The sequence below is a fragment of the Paenibacillus auburnensis genome (assembly GCF_927798115.1).
GTDB classification, from domain to species: Bacteria; Bacillota; Bacilli; order Paenibacillales; family Paenibacillaceae; genus Paenibacillus_AQ; species Paenibacillus_AQ auburnensis.
Genome location: NZ_CAKMMG010000008.1, coordinates 26,879 through 45,388, shown reverse-complemented (window position 1 = coordinate 45,388; position 18,510 = coordinate 26,879). Strand labels below are relative to the sequence as shown.

Here is an 18,510-nt window from a genome sequence, read left to right as displayed (position 1 = left end):
GTTCATCGAAAAAAAGGCTCAAAGTTGAGCCTTTCTCATCACAGCCGAGGTGATCCAGGGAGCACCAGGCTCCCTGCTTCTCACCACAATTAATCGTAGTCCTTAATGTTCATTCCCCATATAATATGCGGAAGAATCGCTTATGGATTAACTTTTGCTTCAAAAGTTTGTACGCCGTTAACGAATTTCAGGACGACCGCAGCTTTAACCGGGTCATGGGTTTCATTCAACGTGATTTTACCAGTAGCCAACTGCAGATCCTTTGTCGCTGCCAGAGCCTCTTTGATCTTGGCAGGATCAGCTTCTCCCGCACGGGTAATCGCATCTGCAACCAATTTAAGTGCATCGTACCCAAGAGCAGCCATACCATCCGGTACCGCGCCGCCATTCGCAGCTTTGTAAGCTTCAACGAACGAGGTAACTTCAGTAGCAGTATCTTCCGGTGAATAGTGATTGGACATATAAGTGTTCTCAAGAGCTGCTGCACCAGCGATTTCCGCCAATTGTGGGGAATCCCAGCCATCGCCACCCAGGAATGGTACAGTAATACCCATTTCACGAGCCTGTTTTACGATTTTACCTACCTCTTCATAGTAGCCTGGCAGATAGATAACATCCGGATTAGCTTCTTTGATACGCGTCAGTACTGCTTTGAAGTCAGAGTCTTTTTGCTGGTAGGACTCTTGGCTCAACACTTCTCCGCCATTGGCTTTGAAGGTTTCTTCAAAGAATTTTTGCAGACCCTTCGAATAGTCACTTGATGTGTCTGTGTAGATTACAGCAGTTTTGGCGCTCAGGTTGTTGGTCGCAAAGTTAGCCATCACCTGGCCTTGGAAAGGATCGATGAATGCTGCTCGGAATACCCATTCATTCACATCACCACTGCGTTCATCAACAGTTACTTTAGGGTTGGTGGCTCCAACAGCTACGAGAGGAATTTTTTTCTCAGTGGCCACGGGAACGATACCCAGTGTGTTGGTCGATGTGGAAGCACCGATAATAGTAACAACTTTATCATTGGTAATCAGTTTTTGTGCAGCCTGCGTAGCTTCCTCGGATTTCGAGGCATTGTCGGCTACAACCAATTCCAGTTGCTTGCCCAGAATGCCGCCGGCTTCGTTAATCTGCTGAACAGCCAGCTTAGCCCCTTTAGATGCGGAGTCGCCGAAAGAAGCCTGGCCGCCTGTGAGTTCAAGGTCAGCACCGATTTTGATTGTGCCTCCGGCAGCATTTCCGCCGTTTGCAGAGCTACTGCTGTTCTCTGTGTTGTTGTTGCCGCAGCCTGATGCTAACACCGCAGTCAGTACGGTTGACAAAATAATGGCCCCAATTTTCTTCATAGTTTCTCCCAGCCTCCTGATAATATAATTTTTTTATATGTTGGATCTTTGATGCCGTATTAGGGAAGTCTGCCTAGTGGCCAAGATAAGCCATTTTGATTTCTTCCGAATCCGCCAGTTCCTTGGCGTCTCCCTCGAGAACCACTCTTCCTGTTTCCAGCACATAGGCGCGGTGGGCAATTTTGAGTGCCTGATGAGCGTTCTGCTCCACCAGCAGTACAGTCGTTCCCGCCGCATTGACTTCCTGAATGATTTTGAAAATATCCTGCACCAGCAGCGGAGCTAGCCCCATAGAAGGTTCATCCAGCAAAAGCAGCTTAGGATGTCCCATGATAGCGCGGCCCATGGCCAGCATCTGCTGTTCCCCTCCGGATAAGGTTCCGGCTTGCTGTTTCTTGCGTTCACGAAGTCTCGGAAACGTGTTATATACTCTCTCGAAATCGGCGGCAAGCGTTTTTCCATCCTGCAAATAAGCGCCAAGTTCAAGGTTCTCCTCAACTGACATATTGGCGAACACACGCCGGCCTTCAGGACAATGAATCAGCCCCTGCTTCACAATCGCCTGCACGCTCTGGTTCGCAATCGATTTATCCAGGAACTCAACGCTCCCGCTCTTCGGCTTAAGCAGCCCGGAAAGAGTCTTAAGGAGTGTCGACTTACCGGCTCCGTTGGCGCCGATCAGCGTCACTATCTCCCCCTGGTTTACCTTGATACTGAGATCCTTCAGGGCGTGAATGGCCCCATAGTAAACATTGATTCCCTGTACTGTAAGCATCGCTTTTACGCCTCCTGTCCCAAATACGCTTCAATAACCTTCGGATTATTCCGGATCTCTACCGGAGTTCCGTCGGCAATAAGTATTCCGCGGTCCAGAACATAGATCCGGTTGCAGACACCCATTACAAGCGACATATCATGTTCAATCAGGAGAATGGTCAGATCAAATTCTTCGCGGATCCAGGCAATCAGATTCATCAGATCCCGCGTCTCATTCGGATTCATACCAGCCGCCGGCTCATCGAGCAGCAGCAGCTTAGGACCGGCTGCAAGCGCACGGGCAATTTCAAGGCGCCGCTGATTACCGTAGCTGAGATTACCGGCGGTTTCTTCACTTTGATCTGCGAGATTGAATATCTTCAGAATATCCATCGCTTTTTGGGTGATCTCCTGTTCTCCCTTGAAATGCTTCGGCAAGCGGAGCATAGAGCTGAACAATGAATGTCTGGCATGCTGATGAAAAGCAATCTTTACATTTTCCAGCACAGTCATCGCCGTAAACAACCGGATGTTCTGGAAGGTACGCGCTGCTCCCTTATGATTGATCTTAAATGGCTTCATTCCGCCAACGGACTCATTATTAAGCATGATCTTGCCGGTCGATGGCGGATACACCCCGGTTAACAGATTGAATAAGGTTGTCTTCCCGGCACCGTTCGGTCCGATCAGACCGATCAATTCCCCTTTGTTAATATGAAGGGAAACTTCACTAAGCGCCTTGAGGCCTCCAAAGGAACGGCTTGCCCCTTTTACGTCAAGGAGTACTGCTGTCGATGCTGCCATTGGCTTTGGCCTCCTTTTTACCGAGCTTGCCGAAATTGATTTTGGTTTTGCCGAGCAGACCGCTCGGACGGAAAATCATCATCATAATCAGAACGATTGAATAAATAATCATCCGCCATTCCGGGAATTCACGGAGATAGGTGTAGAGCAGGGTAACGAAGACTGCACCTACGATTGAGCCTGCCGTACTGCCTAGTCCTCCCAGAACGACCATTACGAGAATCTCGAATGATTTCAGGAAGTTAAAGCTGCCCGGAGTGATGACATAGAAGGTATGAGCAGACAAGCCGCCAGCCATACCGGCAAACAACGCGCCGATGGTAAAGGCAATAACCTTATACATTGTCGTGTTGATCCCCATTGCTTCTGCAGCAATTTCATTCTCACGGATCGCCAGACAAGCCCGGCCGTGGGTTGAGCGGATAAAGTTGTTGATCAGTACAACAGTAAATAAGGTAAAGAAGAAGATAATCGTCCAGGTCGATTTCGCCGGGATGCCGCTAAGGCCGGAAGCGCCGCCTACATACTCTGTATTCAGCAGGACAATCCGGATGATTTCCCCGAAGCCAAGTGTGGCAATCGCCAAATAGTCGCCGTTAAGACGAAGCGTCGGCATCCCGATCAGTACACCAAAGATAGCTGCGACGATGCCGCCAATAATGATCGCCAGGATGAACGGCACATCATAGTCAAGCGTCAGAATAGCCGAGGTATACGCACCTACAGACATAAATCCGGCGTGTCCAATGGAGAACTGTCCCGTAATCCCGTTAATCAGGTTGAGCGAGACGGCCAGCATCACATTGACGCCGATCAGGAGCAACATGGATCTGGTAACATCATTAAAGATTCCCGTTGTTAGAAGAACTTGAACGATCCCATAGAACGCTAAGGCAAGAATAATGCCCATCCAGAATTTTTTATTCATATTTTTCATGCTGTTCTCCACCTACACTTTCTCCCGGACATTCTTGCCAAACAGCCCGGATGGTTTAAAGATTAGGATCAGAATCAGCACGGCAAAAGCCACACCATCACGCCAGGAGGAATAACCAAGCGATGAAATTTCAGTCTCAACCGTTCCCAGCAGCAATCCACCTACAAGAGCTCCAGGAATACTACCGATTCCCCCAAGCACTGCGGCCACGAAGGCTTTGAGTCCCGGCATAACACCCATGAGCGGATCCACGGAGTTGTAAGTCATCCCGAAGATTACGCCGGCAGCTGCAGCAAGCGCCGAACCGATCGCGAAGGTTGCCGATATCGTGCGGTCTACGTTGATCCCCATCAACCGAGCCGCCTCCATATCGAACGAAACTGCCCGCATTGCTTTTCCTGTCTTGGTGTAACGTACGATATATTGCAGAATAAGCATTAAGACGATCGTTGTAATCAGAATCATGACCTGATTGGAATCAACCTGGATCGAACTACCGAATAACTCATATTGCTTCTTAACCATGATATCCGGAAACCCTTGTGCCTGCGGTCCAAGAATAAGGACTCCGACATATTCCAGTAAGAACGATACGCCAATTGCAGTAATCAGCGCCGCGATCCTTGTAGACTTACGAAGCGGCTTATAAGCCAGACGTTCAATCGTGATCCCCAGCAGAGCACTCATGGTCATCGAGATAATCAGCGATAAGAGCAGCACCACTACCGGAGGAAAACCGGCATTCGCCAGATATTTGGCGCTATATAGCCCGATAAATGATCCGACCATAAATACATCGCCGTGAGCAAAATTGATCAGCTTGATAATCCCGTAAACCATTGTGTAGCCAAGGGCGATCAGAGCATAAATGCTGCCCACGGAAATTCCGTTAATTAGTTGCTGAATGAAGTACTCCATCGCCATCCCCTTTTCTCATAATAGTTAAAATTCCCCTTTCTCTGCCTTGCATTCTGTTTTTCCCTCTAAGATGTTATTTATATTAACACAGGGTTATTTGCCCGTCACTAAAAAAGTGTGTTTTTAATATAAAATTCGAAATTCGGAGTTATATAACTTAACGTTAATTGTCATGTATGAGTGATGTATTTCAAAAGGATTGCAAAATTACGAGGAAAACGGAGGAATACAGAGGATTTAAGAGATCGGTCTTTTTTGGATTTCTTTCCTTTTCTAATACAATACTTTATTTTTGCGTAAATAATATAACATTTGTCTCTTTACAGCTTCAATCCTTCAATTTATTAAAGGGTCACCGAGGTGCATCGGTAGAATAAAATAGTATTCTGTAGTATACTATAGTTTTTGCGTTAGAGTAGTTGACAAGAGACTTATATCTTCAACAAAAAAATCTCCCTGAAGGGGAGATTTAGAAATTTCATAGGTAAACAAAATAAAAAAAGCTCCCGATCAGGAGCTCTTCATACAGTGAGTAAATTTCGAACGGAGAGAGAGGGATTCGAACCCTCGCACCGCTTACGCAGTCTAACCCCTTAGCAGAGGGTCCCCTTATAGCCACTTGGGTATCTCTCCAAGTAAATGGCTCCCCGAACAGGACTCGAACCTGTGACAACTCGATTAACAGTCGAGTGCTCTACCAACTGAGCTATCAGGGAACATTAACATGAACAAGAAATAATTTATCATGATTTTGTGGTCCCGTCAAGCGGATGGGCGAATTTTCTGAAACGGTTACATTTGGAAGCGAATCCTCCGGCTGTTCTCCATGCTTCTACTATTATATATGAAGCTATACCCTCAATAATTATGATTAACCCATTCTCCGTCCCGCGGAAGAGCTACACGCTCCAGCAAATTTTCTCGCTCCAGACGGGCTTTGAGTAATTCACGGGTAACCAGGCAGTGGTTGATTGCGTCCATATGCACGGCGATCACGAATGCGGCTGGTGCATAGCGGCATATATCCACTACATCCTGATCATCCATTGTGATATGTCCGCCTGTTACAAAGCGCGCTCCGCCGGCGTTTACGATGATTATTTCAGGACTATGCCCGTCCAGCGCCTGCTTGACCTCCTCACACCAGATCGTGTCTCCGGCCAAATACAGCACAGGTTCGCCTTCAGCCCGGAAAATAAAGCCGGACACCTTGCCCATCAGCGCTCCGATGGATCCGGTGCCGTGCTGTCCGCCAATACGCGTTAAGGTTACCCCTTGAAAGGTAAGCGGTTCATGATCAGACACTACTGTAATATTGCTAAACCCTTGCTCAGCAATCTGTTCCTGATTCCCCTCCTGGCAGAGCAAAGGCAGATCATGCGGTAAAAGCGAAACTGCAGCCGCATCCCAGTGATCCTGGTGCAGGTGGGTCACGAGCAGGGCATCCGGGGCCAGCCATTGCTGTACCGGACCAGGCAGGGGCACCAGCGGATTTCTGCGGTCATTCTCTGTGTTTACGATCGGCGGATTAACCCCCTGTTCGCTGAGCATCGGATCGATCAGAAACGTAACACCGCCGTATTCGAGCCATAGGGCCGCATTGCGGATTAGTTGAATTTTCATCATAAGCACCTCTTCCATCAGGCTGTCTTCTGCTACAATTCATTATAGAATGTCTCCCCTGCATTATACATTGCGGCGCGAAAGAGATCGGCCTCTTCTACTTTCATCCGGAAAGGATTAACTAAAAATGACTTCCTACCTGATCGACGATACGGATTACCGTATTCTGCAATATCTTATCGAGGACTCGACACTCAGCCATAAGGAAATTGGTGAAAAGGTACATATGACCGGGCAGGCTGTGGGCGCACGAATCCGCAGAATGCGCGAGCTGGAGATTATCGAAGGCTACACCGTCCGCTGGAATCCTAGCAAAATCGGACAGAGCCTACTTGCTTTTATCACGGTGTTTTTGAGCTCGAACGCCGCCCATCCCCCTTTTCAACAATTTGCAAAGAACCATGACAGTGTGGCTGAGCTGCACCGGGTCAGCGGGGAAGGCTGCTACTGGATGCGCGTCCGCCTTACGGATCAGGTGGCGCTGAATGCTTTTTTGGATGAGCTGCTGGAGTTTGGTAATTACCGGGTTAATCTGGGGATGGGGCAGCTTAAATGAGGCTGTGCGGCTCCGCTTCATAACTAAAAGCCGCCGCCAAAGGAAGGGAGCTTCCTGAGGCGGCGGCTTGTTGCTGTTGCGGTGCTATGTGCTATGAACGGAGATTAACCGTTCAGCAGCTTGCCGGCCCGCAGCAGCCGGGTAAGAATGACCGCCGCTTCCGCGCGGCTCGTGTCAGCTTCCGGAGCGAAGCTGCCGGAAGGGAGCCCCCGCATGATTCCGCCGGCGGTCAGGGTGTTCACCGCTTCCTGTGCCCAGGAAGCGATACCGGCAGCGTCACTGAAGCTGCCTGGGGTACTTGCGGCGGATGGCGCGGCATCCCCGGGTGAAGCTGTCTGCAGCAGCTTCAGCGCTCTGGCGGCCATCACCGCCATCTGCTGCCTGGTGATTGGCGCATCCGGACGAAATGTACCGTCCGCATAGCCCTGCACCAGGCCCAGCCCTGAGGCAGCCGCAGCATCGGCTGCATACCACGCTCCGGCTGCCACGTCGCTGAAAACGGCGCCAGCCGGAGCTTCCGGCTGCAGGCCGAGCGAGCGGACCAGCATGGCCGCGAACTCGGCCCTGCTGACGGTCTGCTGCGGCGCGAAGCTGCCGGAGGCACGGCCGTTCACGATGAGCCTGCTAGCCAGCAGCTCAATCTCCGCCTTGGCCCAGTGGGATGAAACATCACTGAAGCGGACCGGGTTTAGCGCTACAGCGATAATTCCGCTGGCCAGGCTGCTTTTGACGGTCACCTTGGTCACACCGCCGCCAGTCTCGAACAGAGCGGGGACATACCGGAACGTACCGGCCTTGGCATCATAGAGCAGCGCCACTGCGCTGTCCGCGTAGACATCTTCGTCTACTGTAAGCGTCCGCTCCACATACGCGGTGCCGAAGCCGCTGGCCGGCACGGCGGCCGTGCCGCTGCCGCCTATCACGTTCAGGGTAAAGCCTGCCGGCATACCCTTCACCTGGAAGCCCTGCTTGCCCGCACCGGCAAGCAGCTGTTCCAGCGCTGCGCCGCCCAGCGGAGCCAGCGCGAATTCCAGCGTGCCGTCGCCCAGGCCGGCCGCTTTCAGTACGCTTTCCGTGCGGGACAACGGAAAGCGGTAGGACGCGCCGCTGCTCTGTACGACGAGCACGGCGTCCGGTCTAGCCGCCAGCGCGCTCCGCAGGGCGGCTGCGCTGAAGCGTGCCGTGCCGCTGGCATCGGCAGCGATCACGATCAAGCTCTGCCCGGCGGATACGGCCGCCTTAAGCCGGGCATCACCGTCAGCCGCAGCTCCGGTTACGGCTACACTACCGCCTGAACCTCCATTGCCGCCTGCAGCGGAATCGTCCGGCTTCAGCACCGCAAGGTCATATACTCTGGAGCTGCCGTTTACGGTTACAGTCAGCAGGGTATTCCCTGCGGCAATAGCCCGCAGCTTGCCGTCCTGAAAGCCGGCAATACCATCCGCTCCGAAGCTGAGCACCGCCTGAGCGGTAATCTCCGCTCCGGCCTGATCCAGCACCTGCAGCCCGGTAACCGCACCCTGCTTCAGGACAAAAGGTCCCTTCTGTCCGTCTGCCAGCTTGATCGAGAACGGCTTGATGGCAGTGGCGATGCCTTGATTTTGCTCACGGATGGTGAACCCGACTGCCAGATTCGCTACCAGATTCATCCGTTCTCCGCGGATGATCAGATTGTCTGCGAACAGGCTGCCGGTGAGGTCCGGCGTAACCTCCAAGCCGCTTGTGCCTGCACCGTCAATCACGTTATCCGTAAGCACGACACCATCCAGCTTCATGCTGCCGTGTGCAATCAGACCGGAAAACGTGCTGTCCATTACCGTATTCTCCCGGATCTGCACATTGGCCGTTAGATCACTTTCGCCTGCGTACAGCCACAATGCCCCGAGATTCACGCCATAGCCGGAATCGTAGCTGCCGGTGCGCAGCAGGGTATTGCGTTCCACCACGGTTGTGCCCTGAAAGGGCTCTGCTGTAAAGCGGGTAGATACGGCAATGCCGGCGCCGTTCGTAACCGTGTCTTTGACGATATTATCCTGGATTTTGTTATCCTTCCCGCCAAAGACAACGATATTATCGGCCAGCCACGGCAAGGACACCGTATTGAAACGCACCGTATTATTGAAGCTTGGCGTCCGCTCACTGCCGTTCACATCACTGAGCTTGGCATCGGTGAAGGACCACATCGCAATGCCGTCATCCCCCGGATAGCGGATGTCACTCTGCTCCATCATGCTGTTGCCTGTACCTACGGCGAAGTTAATGCCATCCGCCATCAGATTGCGGATGCGCAGCCCTGCCATATAAAGACCATTCGTCCGGGATTTCTCACCTGACGGCTGTGTCAGCCATAAGCCTGCTTTGGTATGCTCGATCCAGACATTCTGAATAACAGATCCCTGACCAAAGGCACCATGAAAAGCATTCGTGAGCGCCTCATCGTCACGCACGTTAATGCCGCCCTCAATCTGCAGATCATAGACACCGATCTTGCCGCCGTGGCCGTAGAACTTGACCCCGTTCAGCGTCGTGTACCACATGCCTGCTCCGCGGACCTCTGCACGGTCCAAATCAAGCAGACCGTCACCGACGTTGAAGCTTCCTGCCGGGAACCATACGCCGGTTCCGGCGGTCTTCGCCGCGGCAAGCGCTGCCTTGAACGCCGCGGTATCATCGCCTTGATCGCCTGCAACTGCCCCGTAATCTGTCACAGACAGATAGCCTTCCGGCTTCGCCAGCGCAGGAGCAACCTGCTCCATATCCGCCAGATCGATGACATAGGAGGCCGCATGATCTTCCGCGCTTTTCTCCAGCCGTATCACTGCACCGGCCGGAGCATCGCCGATCAAAGCATGGATTTCGTCATAGAAGCGGTGCCCGCTGCCCTGCCGCGGATCATTGGACCATGGATAGCTGCCGTATTCCCAGGCATATTTGGAGGTCAGGCTCAGCTCTTTCCGTTCGCCGTTCACATACAGTGTCAGCGTCTCCTGAGCCCCTGTTCCATCCGGGCTGTCCGGGATAGAGTAGCGGAGTACGATAGAATTCGCTGGTGCAGCCAAGGTGAACTCTACATAATCGCCGGTTTGCTCAAGGACAACCGCCTGCCGCCCTGAAGCTTCCGAGGCCATACTGCGGTATTTACGGGAAGGACCGATAAGCTTTGCATTGGTATCGGCATCCTCTGCCTCATAGCTGATGTACGGGAGTGTGGCTCCGCGGTAAGCTTTATTGATGCTTTCTTTTACCGTAAGACTGTCAATAGAGATTTCGCTCCATGAGGAATCGCCGCTGCTTAACGTAACAGTGTTGATCCCGGCCCGCAGCTTGAGCTTGACCGCGGCCGTCTGCCATCCTGTAGTTCCGCTCAGACCAGCTTTGCCCGCTCGAAGTCCGTTAACATCAATAGTTAATGAGACTTTTGCCGCATCTTCGTATTTGTAGCGGATCACTGCGTTGTATTCTGCTGGCCGGGCGGCATTTACGGCAAACCGCAGCAGACCTTCGCCATGGAAAGCTTCTGTTCCCGGGTACACCACATCCTTAGGCACCGGAACAAAGCTCCACAGCACATTGTCATCCACTGCGAACAAGCCGCTGCGGTCTGCACTGTACACCAGCGTGCGCCCAAGCTTCTCCTCCAGATTCCACTGCGAACGTTCTGTATCGCCGGAGGCAGACATGATGGCAGTACCAGCTTCATCCAGTGAAAGATAATGACCAGTCTGCACATTCATTATCCGTTTGCGTCCGTTATAGTCCTGCACGAGCCACTCCGCCTGTGTCGTATTGCCTGTGGCATCCGCATAGACGGCCTGCCCGTTCTGCTCCGCCAGCACTTTGCCAACCGGCGCCTGCGGCACGATGGTCACTATATTGGTATCATTCTGCACCGGTGTGGAGGTATCACGATTCCGGGCTTCTCCAGCCGGTCTGTTAAATTCCTGCTGCGCCGCTTCCAGCGTCCACTGTGCTGAGGCTTCGCTGTCCAGCAGCAAGGCTCGTTCTGCATATCCCGTCCGATTCTTAACGTTAATCCATTCATCATCATATCCGCCGTAGAGGCTGCGGATCATATAATTCTTGTAATCTGAAGCCAGACTTACCTTCCAGGCTGAGGCACCGCTATCCGCCGGAGCCCCGCTGCTGCTCTCCAAGAACGAATAATCCTCATTTAAGGTCAGATAATGGCCGGTAGCCCGGTTCCTAATATACTGTTTACCCGCAGCCTCTGAAATGATCCAGTGGGAGTAACCATTATCCGCCGCAGGCTGGCCGTAAAGAACAACCCCATGATCATTCTCGTAGAGATAGTCTCCGGTATCCGCATTCTTGAAACGTACGGGATAACCCGGAACCGGCGGTGCCGCTTCGGTTACCGCCTCAGCGGTAAACTGTGCGCTGTCCATGCCTCCGGCACCCGCCGCTTTACTGATCCTGATTACAGGATCGCCGTTATCATCGGCAGTCCCGTACAGATAATGGCCGCCCCAGGCGCTTTTAAAGGTGGTTATACCCGATGGCTGCATATCAACGGCCCAACGGATACTGGCCCAGACGTCATAAACGGTCTGCTCCGTCGGAACAGCCAGTTCAGGTGCTTCCTCTTCAATGGCCGAACCGAAATTCTGCAGTGAAAGATATCTTCCTGTGCCTCTGTTCCTGATCTTCACTACACCGTTTGCACCGGAGATCTCCTGCAGCTGCCACACAAATGAGTCATCCTTCAGATCCAGCGTACCGTAGGTCGCCTGACCAACTGTCATGTCGGCGGCAGCTGCGGATCGAGCAGGCTTTTCCTCAGAGACTGCTGCTTGTGCCCCCTGTTGCGACTGCTCAATGTACACGTCCGCTGTAACCCTACCGTCACTCTCCGGCAGCTTCACAGTAAGTGTCTGTGTACCCGGAACAGGGCCGTCTTTCAAATATTGCGCTTCACCGTTCACCCCGTTCATTCTAAACCGGAACAGATCCTGCTTCTTCTCGGTGACCGCCACAAATCTCCATTTCGGGCTGCCCCAATCGGGATTGATGACACCATATTCAGCGTATTTGGTCAGGTTCTGCAAGGAAATATATTTTTCCGGACGTTTCCCCGGCTCCTTATCGAGCACGCTGGTAATCACATAGGTGTTGTCGCCTGTGTTTTTTCCGGTCCAGATAAAGCTTGGAGCCACACTTGCCTGGTCGGCCAGCGGGCTTACTTGGATATGCCCCTCCGGCATCTGTGCCACATTAATGTAATGGCCGGTTTTGCGGTTCTTGAACAGCTTACGGCCATTATACTTTTCCACCAGCCACTGGTCGGAACCATCTTCCTGCATGTTGCCGTATTTCAGCAGTCCCTCCTTGCTCTCATACCAGTAAAAAGACTGCCAGCCGTTCTGAATCCTGTAATAGTGCTCAGAATCATCAGTCGGTGTGCTCGGATCCAGCAGCTGCCACTGTGCCGACAGCGAACTCGCGTCATTCCCTGCTCCCGCATTTCCGCTTCCCAGCAGCGCCAGATAGATGCCTGAAGTCCCCACATTCTCAACCGTCTGATAGTCGTCAAAATCATCGGATTCCTTAAACACCCACTGGTCGGAAGGCTGGCTGCCGCTGAGCTGAAGCGCCTTCGCTGTCCCCTCCGCATACGTCAGGTAATGACTGCTTGCTGCGTTACGGATCCGTTTATGGCCGTCGTAATCTTCGACATACCACAGGTAGCTGTTCTCGTTCACGGCGTCCGGCACAATCATTCCATGCTTCAATTCTCCGCCGGAAGCTTCATATAAGAAATCCGCGGCTGTCTGCGCATCGGTATAGGCGGCAATCCGCACCGGCTGCAGTCCGGTAACCGGCACAATACTCCACTGCGCACTGTGATTGCCTGCCCAGCCCGGCCAATTGTTGGAGCGGACATTGTTGTCATCGCCGTATTGGGGATTAAGCCAGAGAGCCTTCCCCTCATCGGTCAGTCCTTGATTACGGAAGGTTACGAAGCCTGCTCCATCGTCACCCAGGGCCTGCTCTTGAACCCATTGACTTAAACCCGCATTAGCCGGATCGATGCCTGCCGAAATAACACCCGACCAGTGCTCCACATTCTGCTTGATATAATGGCCGGTCGCACGGTTGCGGATCGTTATGGTTCCGGCGGTCTCCCCCGGTTCAAGAAACCACTGTGCAGCTTCATTACTCAGCGCAGCTTTGCCGTAGAGCACCTTGCCGTCCTCTTCAACCATCACTTGACCCGGACGCATCCGGCTTTCCAGCCGTACGGCAGGCGCTGCACTAACATCAATAAAAGCCCACTGCGGACTCTCAAACGTTACATTGATATCGGGGCTGGCCTGGGCATACCCGAGCTGGTTCTCCTCATGAATCACCAGCTTGCCTTCCGGTGCGGTGGCACTGCGGATGACCATGTATCCGGTCCGGTTCGAGGTGTCGATCAGCCACTGCTCTGAGATACTTCCCTCCCCGGAGAGGGCCGCTGCCTTAAGCGGAGCCTCTTTGCCTGTATTCCCGGCTAGTGTAATGTAATGGCCGGTCTTGGCATTTTTAATCCGCGACAATCCATCCGCCGTCTCCACGGTCCAGTGCGCCGAGGTATCAGCCGGATTCGTCATGCCATAACGGACTATCCCTTCGCTCGTCTCATACAGATAATTGCTCTTCCACTTGTTCTTGATAAGAACGGTACCCGTTGGAATTTGCCCTGCTCCTGTTCCTCCGATTCCTGCTGCATCCGCGGTATTCCCGCCCCCGCCGTAAGCAGACAGATTCGGAAGCATGAGCAGCAGCACCAGCAGACTCGCTACCAGTGACCTGAATCGTTTCATAAATGCGCCCCCCATTAATCCAATATGGACTTCCCTTCCATCTTAGGCGGGTAACGTTTGCAAAACGAGGTGTGATTTTACCATGACAAAGGTGCATTTTTACGGACATCACGTGCACTAAGCCTTCAACTAATAAAGGCAGCCATGGACGATGGAATGCTTGTCCCGGACTGCCGCTTGTTAAGTAACTATTGAGCCTCGTTAAGGAAATAGGAGATTGCCATCCTTCCATGTTTGTTTGCAACCCTGAGAGAGTTTACTGCATAATAATTACCAGACGAAGATTAATCTTCATTAATAAAAGTTTGTTACCTACAACTGGAGGCTTATATGAAGGATAAAATCGATCTTCCCAAAATCTCTGACCCCGCTCTTTTGGCGCCGCAGCAGATAGATCTGCTGGAGACCAAAGAGGAATATAGCAATTGCCTCATCAGCGATGTACAGCTCGAATATCAGGAAGCGGACAAGGTCTCCTTCGATAAAGTATTCTTCAAAAATGTAATCATCAGCAACTCCTCACTCCGCGGTATTGAGCTGACGGATGTGATCTTTGAGAACTGCGACCTTTCGAACGTAAATTTCAGCGAAGCCTTCGTCCACCGGACAGAGTTCAGACAATGCAAAATGATCGGAACCGACTTTACCAGGGCACGGTTCCAGAACGTCCGGGTGACCGGGTCGATCTGCGATTTTGCCAGTTTCCGGTTCGGGAATCTGAAGCTGATCTCCTTCGAGCAGAGTTCACTGGTGAGTAGCGATTACTATCAAAGCATCTTCCAAAAGGTCTCGTTCGAGGAATGCAAGATTGATCAGGCGATCATGGCCGGCGTCAGGCTGAAGGATACCGACCTAAGCAGTTGTGAATTCACCGGACTGCTGGTGGACATAGAGGATCTGCCGGGCTGCATCATTTCTGCGGATCAGGCGGCATCCTTCGCCGGATTGCTCGGCCTAGTGATCAAGTAACCGGACCTTTGCCTTCTTCCAGGGCGACCAGCTTCAGCTTGCCCGCACAGTTGCCGCAGCGGTAGCGTTTCGGATCGGCCCGGCGTTTGCGCGGATATTCGGTAGAACAAGCGGTGCATACCAGCTTATAGCGGTAAGGCTGGGGCTTCCGCGCCTTGGCTCCGGGCAGACTCTGGCAATAGCGGCTTCCGCCGACCTGGGCCAGCAGGCTTTTGAAATCGGCATCCCGGTGCATATATCCCCGCTTCGCCAGATGCAGATGATAGTGGCAGAGCTCATGCTTAATAATCTTCTCCGTCTCTTCATGTCCATACATGGCAAGCTGCTGCGGATTAATCTCTATATTATGGCTTTTGGTAAAGTACCGTCCGCCCGTCGTCGTAAGTCTGCTGTTAAAGCTGGCCTTGTGCCGGAACGGCACGCCAAAGCTGCTGAGCGATACCCGCTCAATCCATTGCTGCAGCTCTTCATTGCTCATGCTGATACTGGTCATAGCGTTCTCCCACAAGTCCTCTCCTACTTAAAATAACATCTCTACTTGAATTGTAACTTGCCCATAGGCTAAACTGTCAAGAAGGAAGACAAGTACGGAGGGAGACTGAGTTATGCCGAAAATGCGGTATGTAATTTTGCAGCAGCACCAGGAACTGCAGTTTGTTGAAATGCCTGAGGAATATGCGTACCAATTGAGCGCGCTTAATCTTCGCCTCAATAAAGAGATCGACAAGCTGACCGCGGATAATGTGCCGGACCTGCCGCTGGCGGTTGCCGAATGTGATTCCCTGGAGCTTCTGCGTGAAGGGTATAGGCTGGAATCCGGACTGGAATATATTAACCGGCTGGAGAGCGCTTTTGCCTCCATTCAGGAGAACCATTACCCGCTTATCTCGCTGCTGACGGAGATCCGCGCGCTGCAGGCACAGCTGGAGCAGTGGTACGAAGAGGAAGAAGAGGGCGTGCATTAGCCTTTTTTTCACAGCAGGAATCTGCCGGTTTGCTAACCCCGCGCACCTTTGGGCACCTTTCCCCATATGCTATCTGTACATAGGAAGCATGCTTAGAGGAGGGGTACACTTGCCGCAGTGGCTCTGCCATCAGCTCATGAAGGCTTATTTCAAAAAAGACCGGCGCCAGATCAAAATGCTGAACGAATGCTGGTTCTTTTACCGTAATTCCGGTGAATCCCGTGACTACGTTCACAGGGAAGTATAAGAATCCCACGGCTAAGAATGTAAAGCAAAAGCCGCGTCTACCGCAGAGGTAGGCGTGGCTTTTTGATTGGGCGGAGATTCGTTTAGAACATCGGGAAGACGTATCTCACCAGGAAGAACAGAATTCCGAAAATGATAATAATATAGGCTGCGTATTTGATAAAGGTAGATGCGACAACGCTGGAATCCGATCTCTTGTGTACCTCCGTGCGTTCCACTTCAACACTTCTGTCCTTGTAATTCGGTTCCATCATCAATCTCTCCCTTCATATTCATGCTGTTATGACATCCATTAACCCCGGATTTTTCGTCTTGAAACAAAATAGCCGCACCCCGGCTGCCCGGGTTGACCCTGGCAGTTAAAGGTGCGGCTTGATATCAGTAGTGATTATTTAGTTAAAGCTGCGGTGCGAAGGCCAGGAGCCTTGCAGCTTCCGTACCAGCACAATCTGTCCGGTATGGTAGCAGTCATGCAGAATCAGGCTCATCACTTCTTCGCCTGGAGCATGCCCTGAACCGCCCCATTCATAAGCGCCTTCTTCCAGCGCCTCAATAATTTCCCGCAAAGATGCGTGGACGGATTTCAGCTTGGCAACCGCCTGTCCCCATGCTTCTTCGCCGCTTTCGGTCACCGTAAAAGTAGCATCATTACTCTCTAAATCCGGAAGCTTCGGCAGTCCCTTAAGCTTGATCAGCAGCCGTTCCTTGTAGTAGGTCAGATGCTTGACAGTCTCCCAGATCGAGTTACCTGCTTCGCCCGGCTTCCAGCTGGCCTGCTCCGCGTTCACACCCTCCAGCGCAGCGCTCAGCGGCGGCGCCCAATCCTCGATATCCATGGCATAATCCCAGTTCTGCAACAACACATCACTGATCTTATTCTGCATGTCGTACCTCCTGCAAGTTTTTGTTGTGTAACCACTTAAATTCGTTCATAATCGTTACAATAGAACTGTAGCATATATCTGCAGAGGATTCAAGTAACTAGTAAAGATGAGTTTTAGCTGTTACAATCAAGGGAAAGAATGAGTAAGAAAGGAGGAATGAACCGTGCTGTGGGAGGATTATATTAACAGCTACTGGCGGGATTGGCGGACAGGCGACCGGAGCCATGACAAGGACCGGCTTGAGGATCAGAATTGGCTGGCAGAGTGGCTGGTGCAGCATGATTTGCCGGCGGCAGCGGCACCTGTGGCAGTCGAACTGCAACAGCTCAAGGAGCTGCGCAGCTTGCTGTGGGCAGAAGTCCAGAAGCTCGTGCAGGGTGCGCAGCCAGAGCAGACGCTGCTGGACCAGCTGAACAGATATATGGCCGAAGGCCCGTCCATCCGGCAAATCGTGCGTAAACCGGACAAGCAGCCGGAGCTCTCCCTCCTGCCGCAGCGTAGCGATTGGGGCCAGATCATGGCCGAAATCGCCGCTTCTTTTGCCGGATTATTGTTAGAGAAAGAGACTTCCCGTATCCGCATTTGCGATAATCCCGACTGTCTCTGGGTGTACTATGACGACACCCGCAACCGCTCGAAGCGCTATTGTGATGATAAGCTCTGCGGGAATTTGATGAAAGTACGGCGGTTCCGGGCGCGGAAGAAGGCGGAGGAGGATATAACGGAGTGAAGAAAGGCTGCTTAATTATGGCCAGAACTAAACAAACCCCTGAATTTTCATTCAAGGGTGTTTAGACCTTTTATATCATCAAAGCCGCTCTTCCCATGCTCTGACCACATTCAACAGCTGCTTACCCTCAAACTCCGCCTTATAAATATCCGGCATAGAGGTAGACTTCCAAAACTCATAATTAAACTGCTGGGGATCAAAGTGGTTCAGTATCAGCGTCATGATATCGCCGTGGGTTCCGAGCGCCAGGGTCATGCCTGCATACTCCTCCAGCAGCCGTTCCAATGCCTGCACCCCTCTGGTCTGAGCCGCAGCGCTGGATTCACCCTCCGCAAATGCCATATGGAAGTCCTGATACACCCTTTGCTTAGCCGCCGGAAAACTCAGTCCGCTTATATTCCCGATGGTTCTTTCCCTAAGGTCTTCTACAATAATAATATCCTTGCACATAGCATCCGCCAGCGGCTTAATCGTCTGCACCGCCCGCTTATAGGGACTGGAGACAAACCCATCAACAGATTCATTATCCAAAATGGTTTGGACCCGGAGCGCATCCTCCATTCCCCGTTCAGACAGCCCTCTTGACCGCTCCTGCCCTTCAGCATAAAGCGATTCCGCATGGCGGATAAAATATATCATCGTGCGCACTCTGCTGCCTCCGTCCCCGTGTTAAACCTATACCTTTTCTTGCCCTACTCCTTCTATTTCTCCAACGCCATTTCCTGCTCCAGCTCCGCTTCAATCTCTTCATTACTCACCGCAGACTCTATGGTGTCCGTTATACCCAGCTTCTGCTTGATCTGCTGCAGATCATTCTGAACATCCCGGATTCTGGAGTGGATACTGAACAGGAAACCAAAACCTACGGCGAGCAGCGTCAGCAGCCCGTAAGGGCCGATAAAGGCGGACAAAATAACAGCGGTTACAATTGAAATGAGAGTTCCCCAGATGACCATGT

At 52.2% G+C, this 18,510-nt stretch carries 17 protein-coding genes and 2 tRNA genes; 5 read left to right on the top strand and 14 right to left on the bottom strand.

Going from position 1 to position 18,510, the window contains the following annotated elements:
• Positions 1 to 140 precede the first annotated feature (140 nt).
• From L6H70_RS21690 to L6H70_RS21655, 8 genes are all read right to left on the bottom strand, one after another.
• On the bottom strand, positions 141 to 1,340 hold the full coding sequence (locus L6H70_RS21690) for an ABC transporter substrate-binding protein (RefSeq protein WP_236336221.1): 1,200 nt from the start codon (positions 1,338 to 1,340) through the stop codon (positions 141 to 143).
• A 73-nt stretch (positions 1,341 to 1,413) separates the two neighbouring features.
• Positions 1,414 to 2,115 carry an ABC transporter ATP-binding protein gene (locus tag L6H70_RS21685; RefSeq protein ID WP_054939200.1) on the bottom strand — a complete coding sequence of 234 codons (702 nt, stop codon included), beginning with the start codon at positions 2,113 to 2,115 and terminating at the stop codon, positions 1,414 to 1,416.
• 5 nt (positions 2,116 to 2,120) lie between these two features.
• Positions 2,121 to 2,900, bottom strand: coding sequence for an ABC transporter ATP-binding protein (locus L6H70_RS21680; protein ID WP_236336220.1), 780 nt, complete (start codon positions 2,898 to 2,900; stop codon positions 2,121 to 2,123).
• On the bottom strand, positions 2,872 to 3,837 hold the full coding sequence (locus tag L6H70_RS21675; RefSeq protein ID WP_236336219.1) for a branched-chain amino acid ABC transporter permease: 966 nt from the start codon (positions 3,835 to 3,837) through the stop codon (positions 2,872 to 2,874). Before L6H70_RS21675 ends, L6H70_RS21680 begins: the two co-directional genes overlap by 29 nt.
• Positions 3,838 to 3,849: 12 nt before the next feature.
• Positions 3,850 to 4,755: a branched-chain amino acid ABC transporter permease gene (locus L6H70_RS21670; protein ID WP_054939198.1), complete on the bottom strand. Its 906-nt coding sequence runs from the start codon at positions 4,753 to 4,755 to the stop codon at positions 3,850 to 3,852.
• 544 nt (positions 4,756 to 5,299) lie between these two features.
• A tRNA-Ser gene (locus tag L6H70_RS21665) sits at positions 5,300 to 5,388 on the bottom strand.
• 7 nt (positions 5,389 to 5,395) lie between these two features.
• A tRNA-Asn gene (locus tag L6H70_RS21660) sits at positions 5,396 to 5,471 on the bottom strand.
• A 142-nt stretch (positions 5,472 to 5,613) separates the two neighbouring features.
• A complete protein-coding gene (locus L6H70_RS21655) occupies positions 5,614 to 6,378 on the bottom strand; it encodes an MBL fold metallo-hydrolase (RefSeq protein WP_236336218.1) in 765 nt (254 codons plus the stop codon).
• A gap of 127 nt (positions 6,379 to 6,505) precedes the next feature.
• Between L6H70_RS21655 and L6H70_RS21650 the strand changes: the two genes are divergently transcribed.
• Complete coding sequence (locus L6H70_RS21650; protein WP_236336217.1) at positions 6,506 to 6,934, top strand: Lrp/AsnC family transcriptional regulator; 429 nt, start codon at positions 6,506 to 6,508, stop codon at positions 6,932 to 6,934.
• Between the two features lie 104 nt (positions 6,935 to 7,038).
• Here the strand turns inward: L6H70_RS21650 and L6H70_RS21645 are convergent, their stop codons facing one another.
• A complete protein-coding gene (locus L6H70_RS21645) occupies positions 7,039 to 13,758 on the bottom strand; it encodes an S-layer homology domain-containing protein (protein WP_236336215.1) in 6,720 nt (2,239 codons plus the stop codon).
• Positions 13,759 to 14,088: 330 nt separating this feature from the next.
• Between L6H70_RS21645 and L6H70_RS21640 the strand changes: the two genes are divergently transcribed.
• Positions 14,089 to 14,727 carry a pentapeptide repeat-containing protein gene (locus L6H70_RS21640; protein ID WP_236336214.1) on the top strand — a complete coding sequence of 213 codons (639 nt, stop codon included), beginning with the start codon at positions 14,089 to 14,091 and terminating at the stop codon, positions 14,725 to 14,727.
• On the opposite strand, the gene L6H70_RS21635 is transcribed toward L6H70_RS21640, so the two are convergent.
• Positions 14,720 to 15,220 (bottom strand): SprT family protein, encoded by a 501-nt coding sequence (locus tag L6H70_RS21635; RefSeq protein WP_236336213.1) that lies wholly within the window; start codon positions 15,218 to 15,220, stop codon positions 14,720 to 14,722. The genes L6H70_RS21640 and L6H70_RS21635 overlap by 8 nt on opposite strands.
• Before the next feature lie 112 nt (positions 15,221 to 15,332).
• On the opposite strand from L6H70_RS21635, the gene L6H70_RS21630 reads away from it, so the two are divergent.
• Both L6H70_RS21630 and cmpA read left to right on the top strand, forming a co-directional pair.
• The gene (locus L6H70_RS21630; protein ID WP_236336212.1) at positions 15,333 to 15,692 is read left to right on the top strand and encodes a hydrolase/acyltransferase; all 360 of its coding nucleotides are present in this window, start codon (positions 15,333 to 15,335) and stop codon (positions 15,690 to 15,692) included.
• 109 nt (positions 15,693 to 15,801) lie between these two features.
• Complete coding sequence (gene cmpA, locus L6H70_RS21625; RefSeq protein WP_108721961.1) at positions 15,802 to 15,939, top strand: cortex morphogenetic protein CmpA; 138 nt, start codon at positions 15,802 to 15,804, stop codon at positions 15,937 to 15,939.
• 82 nt (positions 15,940 to 16,021) lie between these two features.
• Here the strand turns inward: cmpA and L6H70_RS21620 are convergent, their stop codons facing one another.
• Entirely contained in the window at positions 16,022 to 16,189 is a 168-nt protein-coding gene (locus tag L6H70_RS21620; protein ID WP_209444214.1) for a hypothetical protein, read from the bottom strand.
• Between the two features lie 141 nt (positions 16,190 to 16,330).
• Complete coding sequence (locus L6H70_RS21615) at positions 16,331 to 16,822, bottom strand: DinB family protein (RefSeq protein WP_236336211.1); 492 nt, start codon at positions 16,820 to 16,822, stop codon at positions 16,331 to 16,333.
• A gap of 163 nt (positions 16,823 to 16,985) precedes the next feature.
• On the opposite strand from L6H70_RS21615, the gene L6H70_RS21610 reads away from it, so the two are divergent.
• Positions 16,986 to 17,552, top strand: coding sequence for a CGNR zinc finger domain-containing protein (locus L6H70_RS21610; RefSeq protein ID WP_236336210.1), 567 nt, complete (start codon positions 16,986 to 16,988; stop codon positions 17,550 to 17,552).
• A gap of 78 nt (positions 17,553 to 17,630) precedes the next feature.
• Here L6H70_RS21610 and L6H70_RS21605 read toward each other — a convergent pair whose 3' ends face one another.
• Together L6H70_RS21605 and L6H70_RS21600 are read right to left on the bottom strand one after the other, a co-directional pair.
• A complete protein-coding gene (locus L6H70_RS21605; RefSeq protein WP_341482757.1) occupies positions 17,631 to 18,191 on the bottom strand; it encodes a histidine phosphatase family protein in 561 nt (186 codons plus the stop codon).
• A 62-nt stretch (positions 18,192 to 18,253) separates the two neighbouring features.
• Entirely contained in the window at positions 18,254 to 18,508 is a 255-nt protein-coding gene (locus tag L6H70_RS21600; RefSeq protein ID WP_236336208.1) for a hypothetical protein, read from the bottom strand.
• Between the last annotated feature and the right edge of the window lie 2 nt (positions 18,509 to 18,510).

Coding starts and splice junctions, on each gene's coding strand:
- L6H70_RS21690 (WP_236336221.1), bottom strand. CDS start 1,340: ATGAAGAAAATTGGGGCCATTATTTTGTCAACCGTACTGACTGCGGTG.
- L6H70_RS21685 (WP_054939200.1), bottom strand. CDS start 2,115: ATGCTTACAGTACAGGGAATCAATGTTTACTATGGGGCCATTCACGCC.
- L6H70_RS21680 (WP_236336220.1), bottom strand. CDS start 2,900: ATGGCAGCATCGACAGCAGTACTCCTTGACGTAAAAGGGGCAAGCCGT.
- L6H70_RS21675 (WP_236336219.1), bottom strand. CDS start 3,837: ATGAAAAATATGAATAAAAAATTCTGGATGGGCATTATTCTTGCCTTA.
- L6H70_RS21670 (WP_054939198.1), bottom strand. CDS start 4,755: ATGGAGTACTTCATTCAGCAACTAATTAACGGAATTTCCGTGGGCAGC.
- L6H70_RS21655 (WP_236336218.1), bottom strand. CDS start 6,378: ATGAAAATTCAACTAATCCGCAATGCGGCCCTATGGCTCGAATACGGC.
- L6H70_RS21650 (WP_236336217.1), top strand. CDS start 6,506: ATGACTTCCTACCTGATCGACGATACGGATTACCGTATTCTGCAATAT.
- L6H70_RS21645 (WP_236336215.1), bottom strand. CDS start 13,758: ATGAAACGATTCAGGTCACTGGTAGCGAGTCTGCTGGTGCTGCTGCTC.
- L6H70_RS21640 (WP_236336214.1), top strand. CDS start 14,089: ATGAAGGATAAAATCGATCTTCCCAAAATCTCTGACCCCGCTCTTTTG.
- L6H70_RS21635 (WP_236336213.1), bottom strand. CDS start 15,220: ATGACCAGTATCAGCATGAGCAATGAAGAGCTGCAGCAATGGATTGAG.
- L6H70_RS21630 (WP_236336212.1), top strand. CDS start 15,333: ATGCCGAAAATGCGGTATGTAATTTTGCAGCAGCACCAGGAACTGCAG.
- L6H70_RS21620 (WP_209444214.1), bottom strand. CDS start 16,189: ATGGAACCGAATTACAAGGACAGAAGTGTTGAAGTGGAACGCACGGAG.
- L6H70_RS21615 (WP_236336211.1), bottom strand. CDS start 16,822: ATGCAGAATAAGATCAGTGATGTGTTGTTGCAGAACTGGGATTATGCC.
- L6H70_RS21605 (WP_341482757.1), bottom strand. CDS start 18,191: ATGATATATTTTATCCGCCATGCGGAATCGCTTTATGCTGAAGGGCAG.
- L6H70_RS21600 (WP_236336208.1), bottom strand. CDS start 18,508: ATGGTCATCTGGGGAACTCTCATTTCAATTGTAACCGCTGTTATTTTG.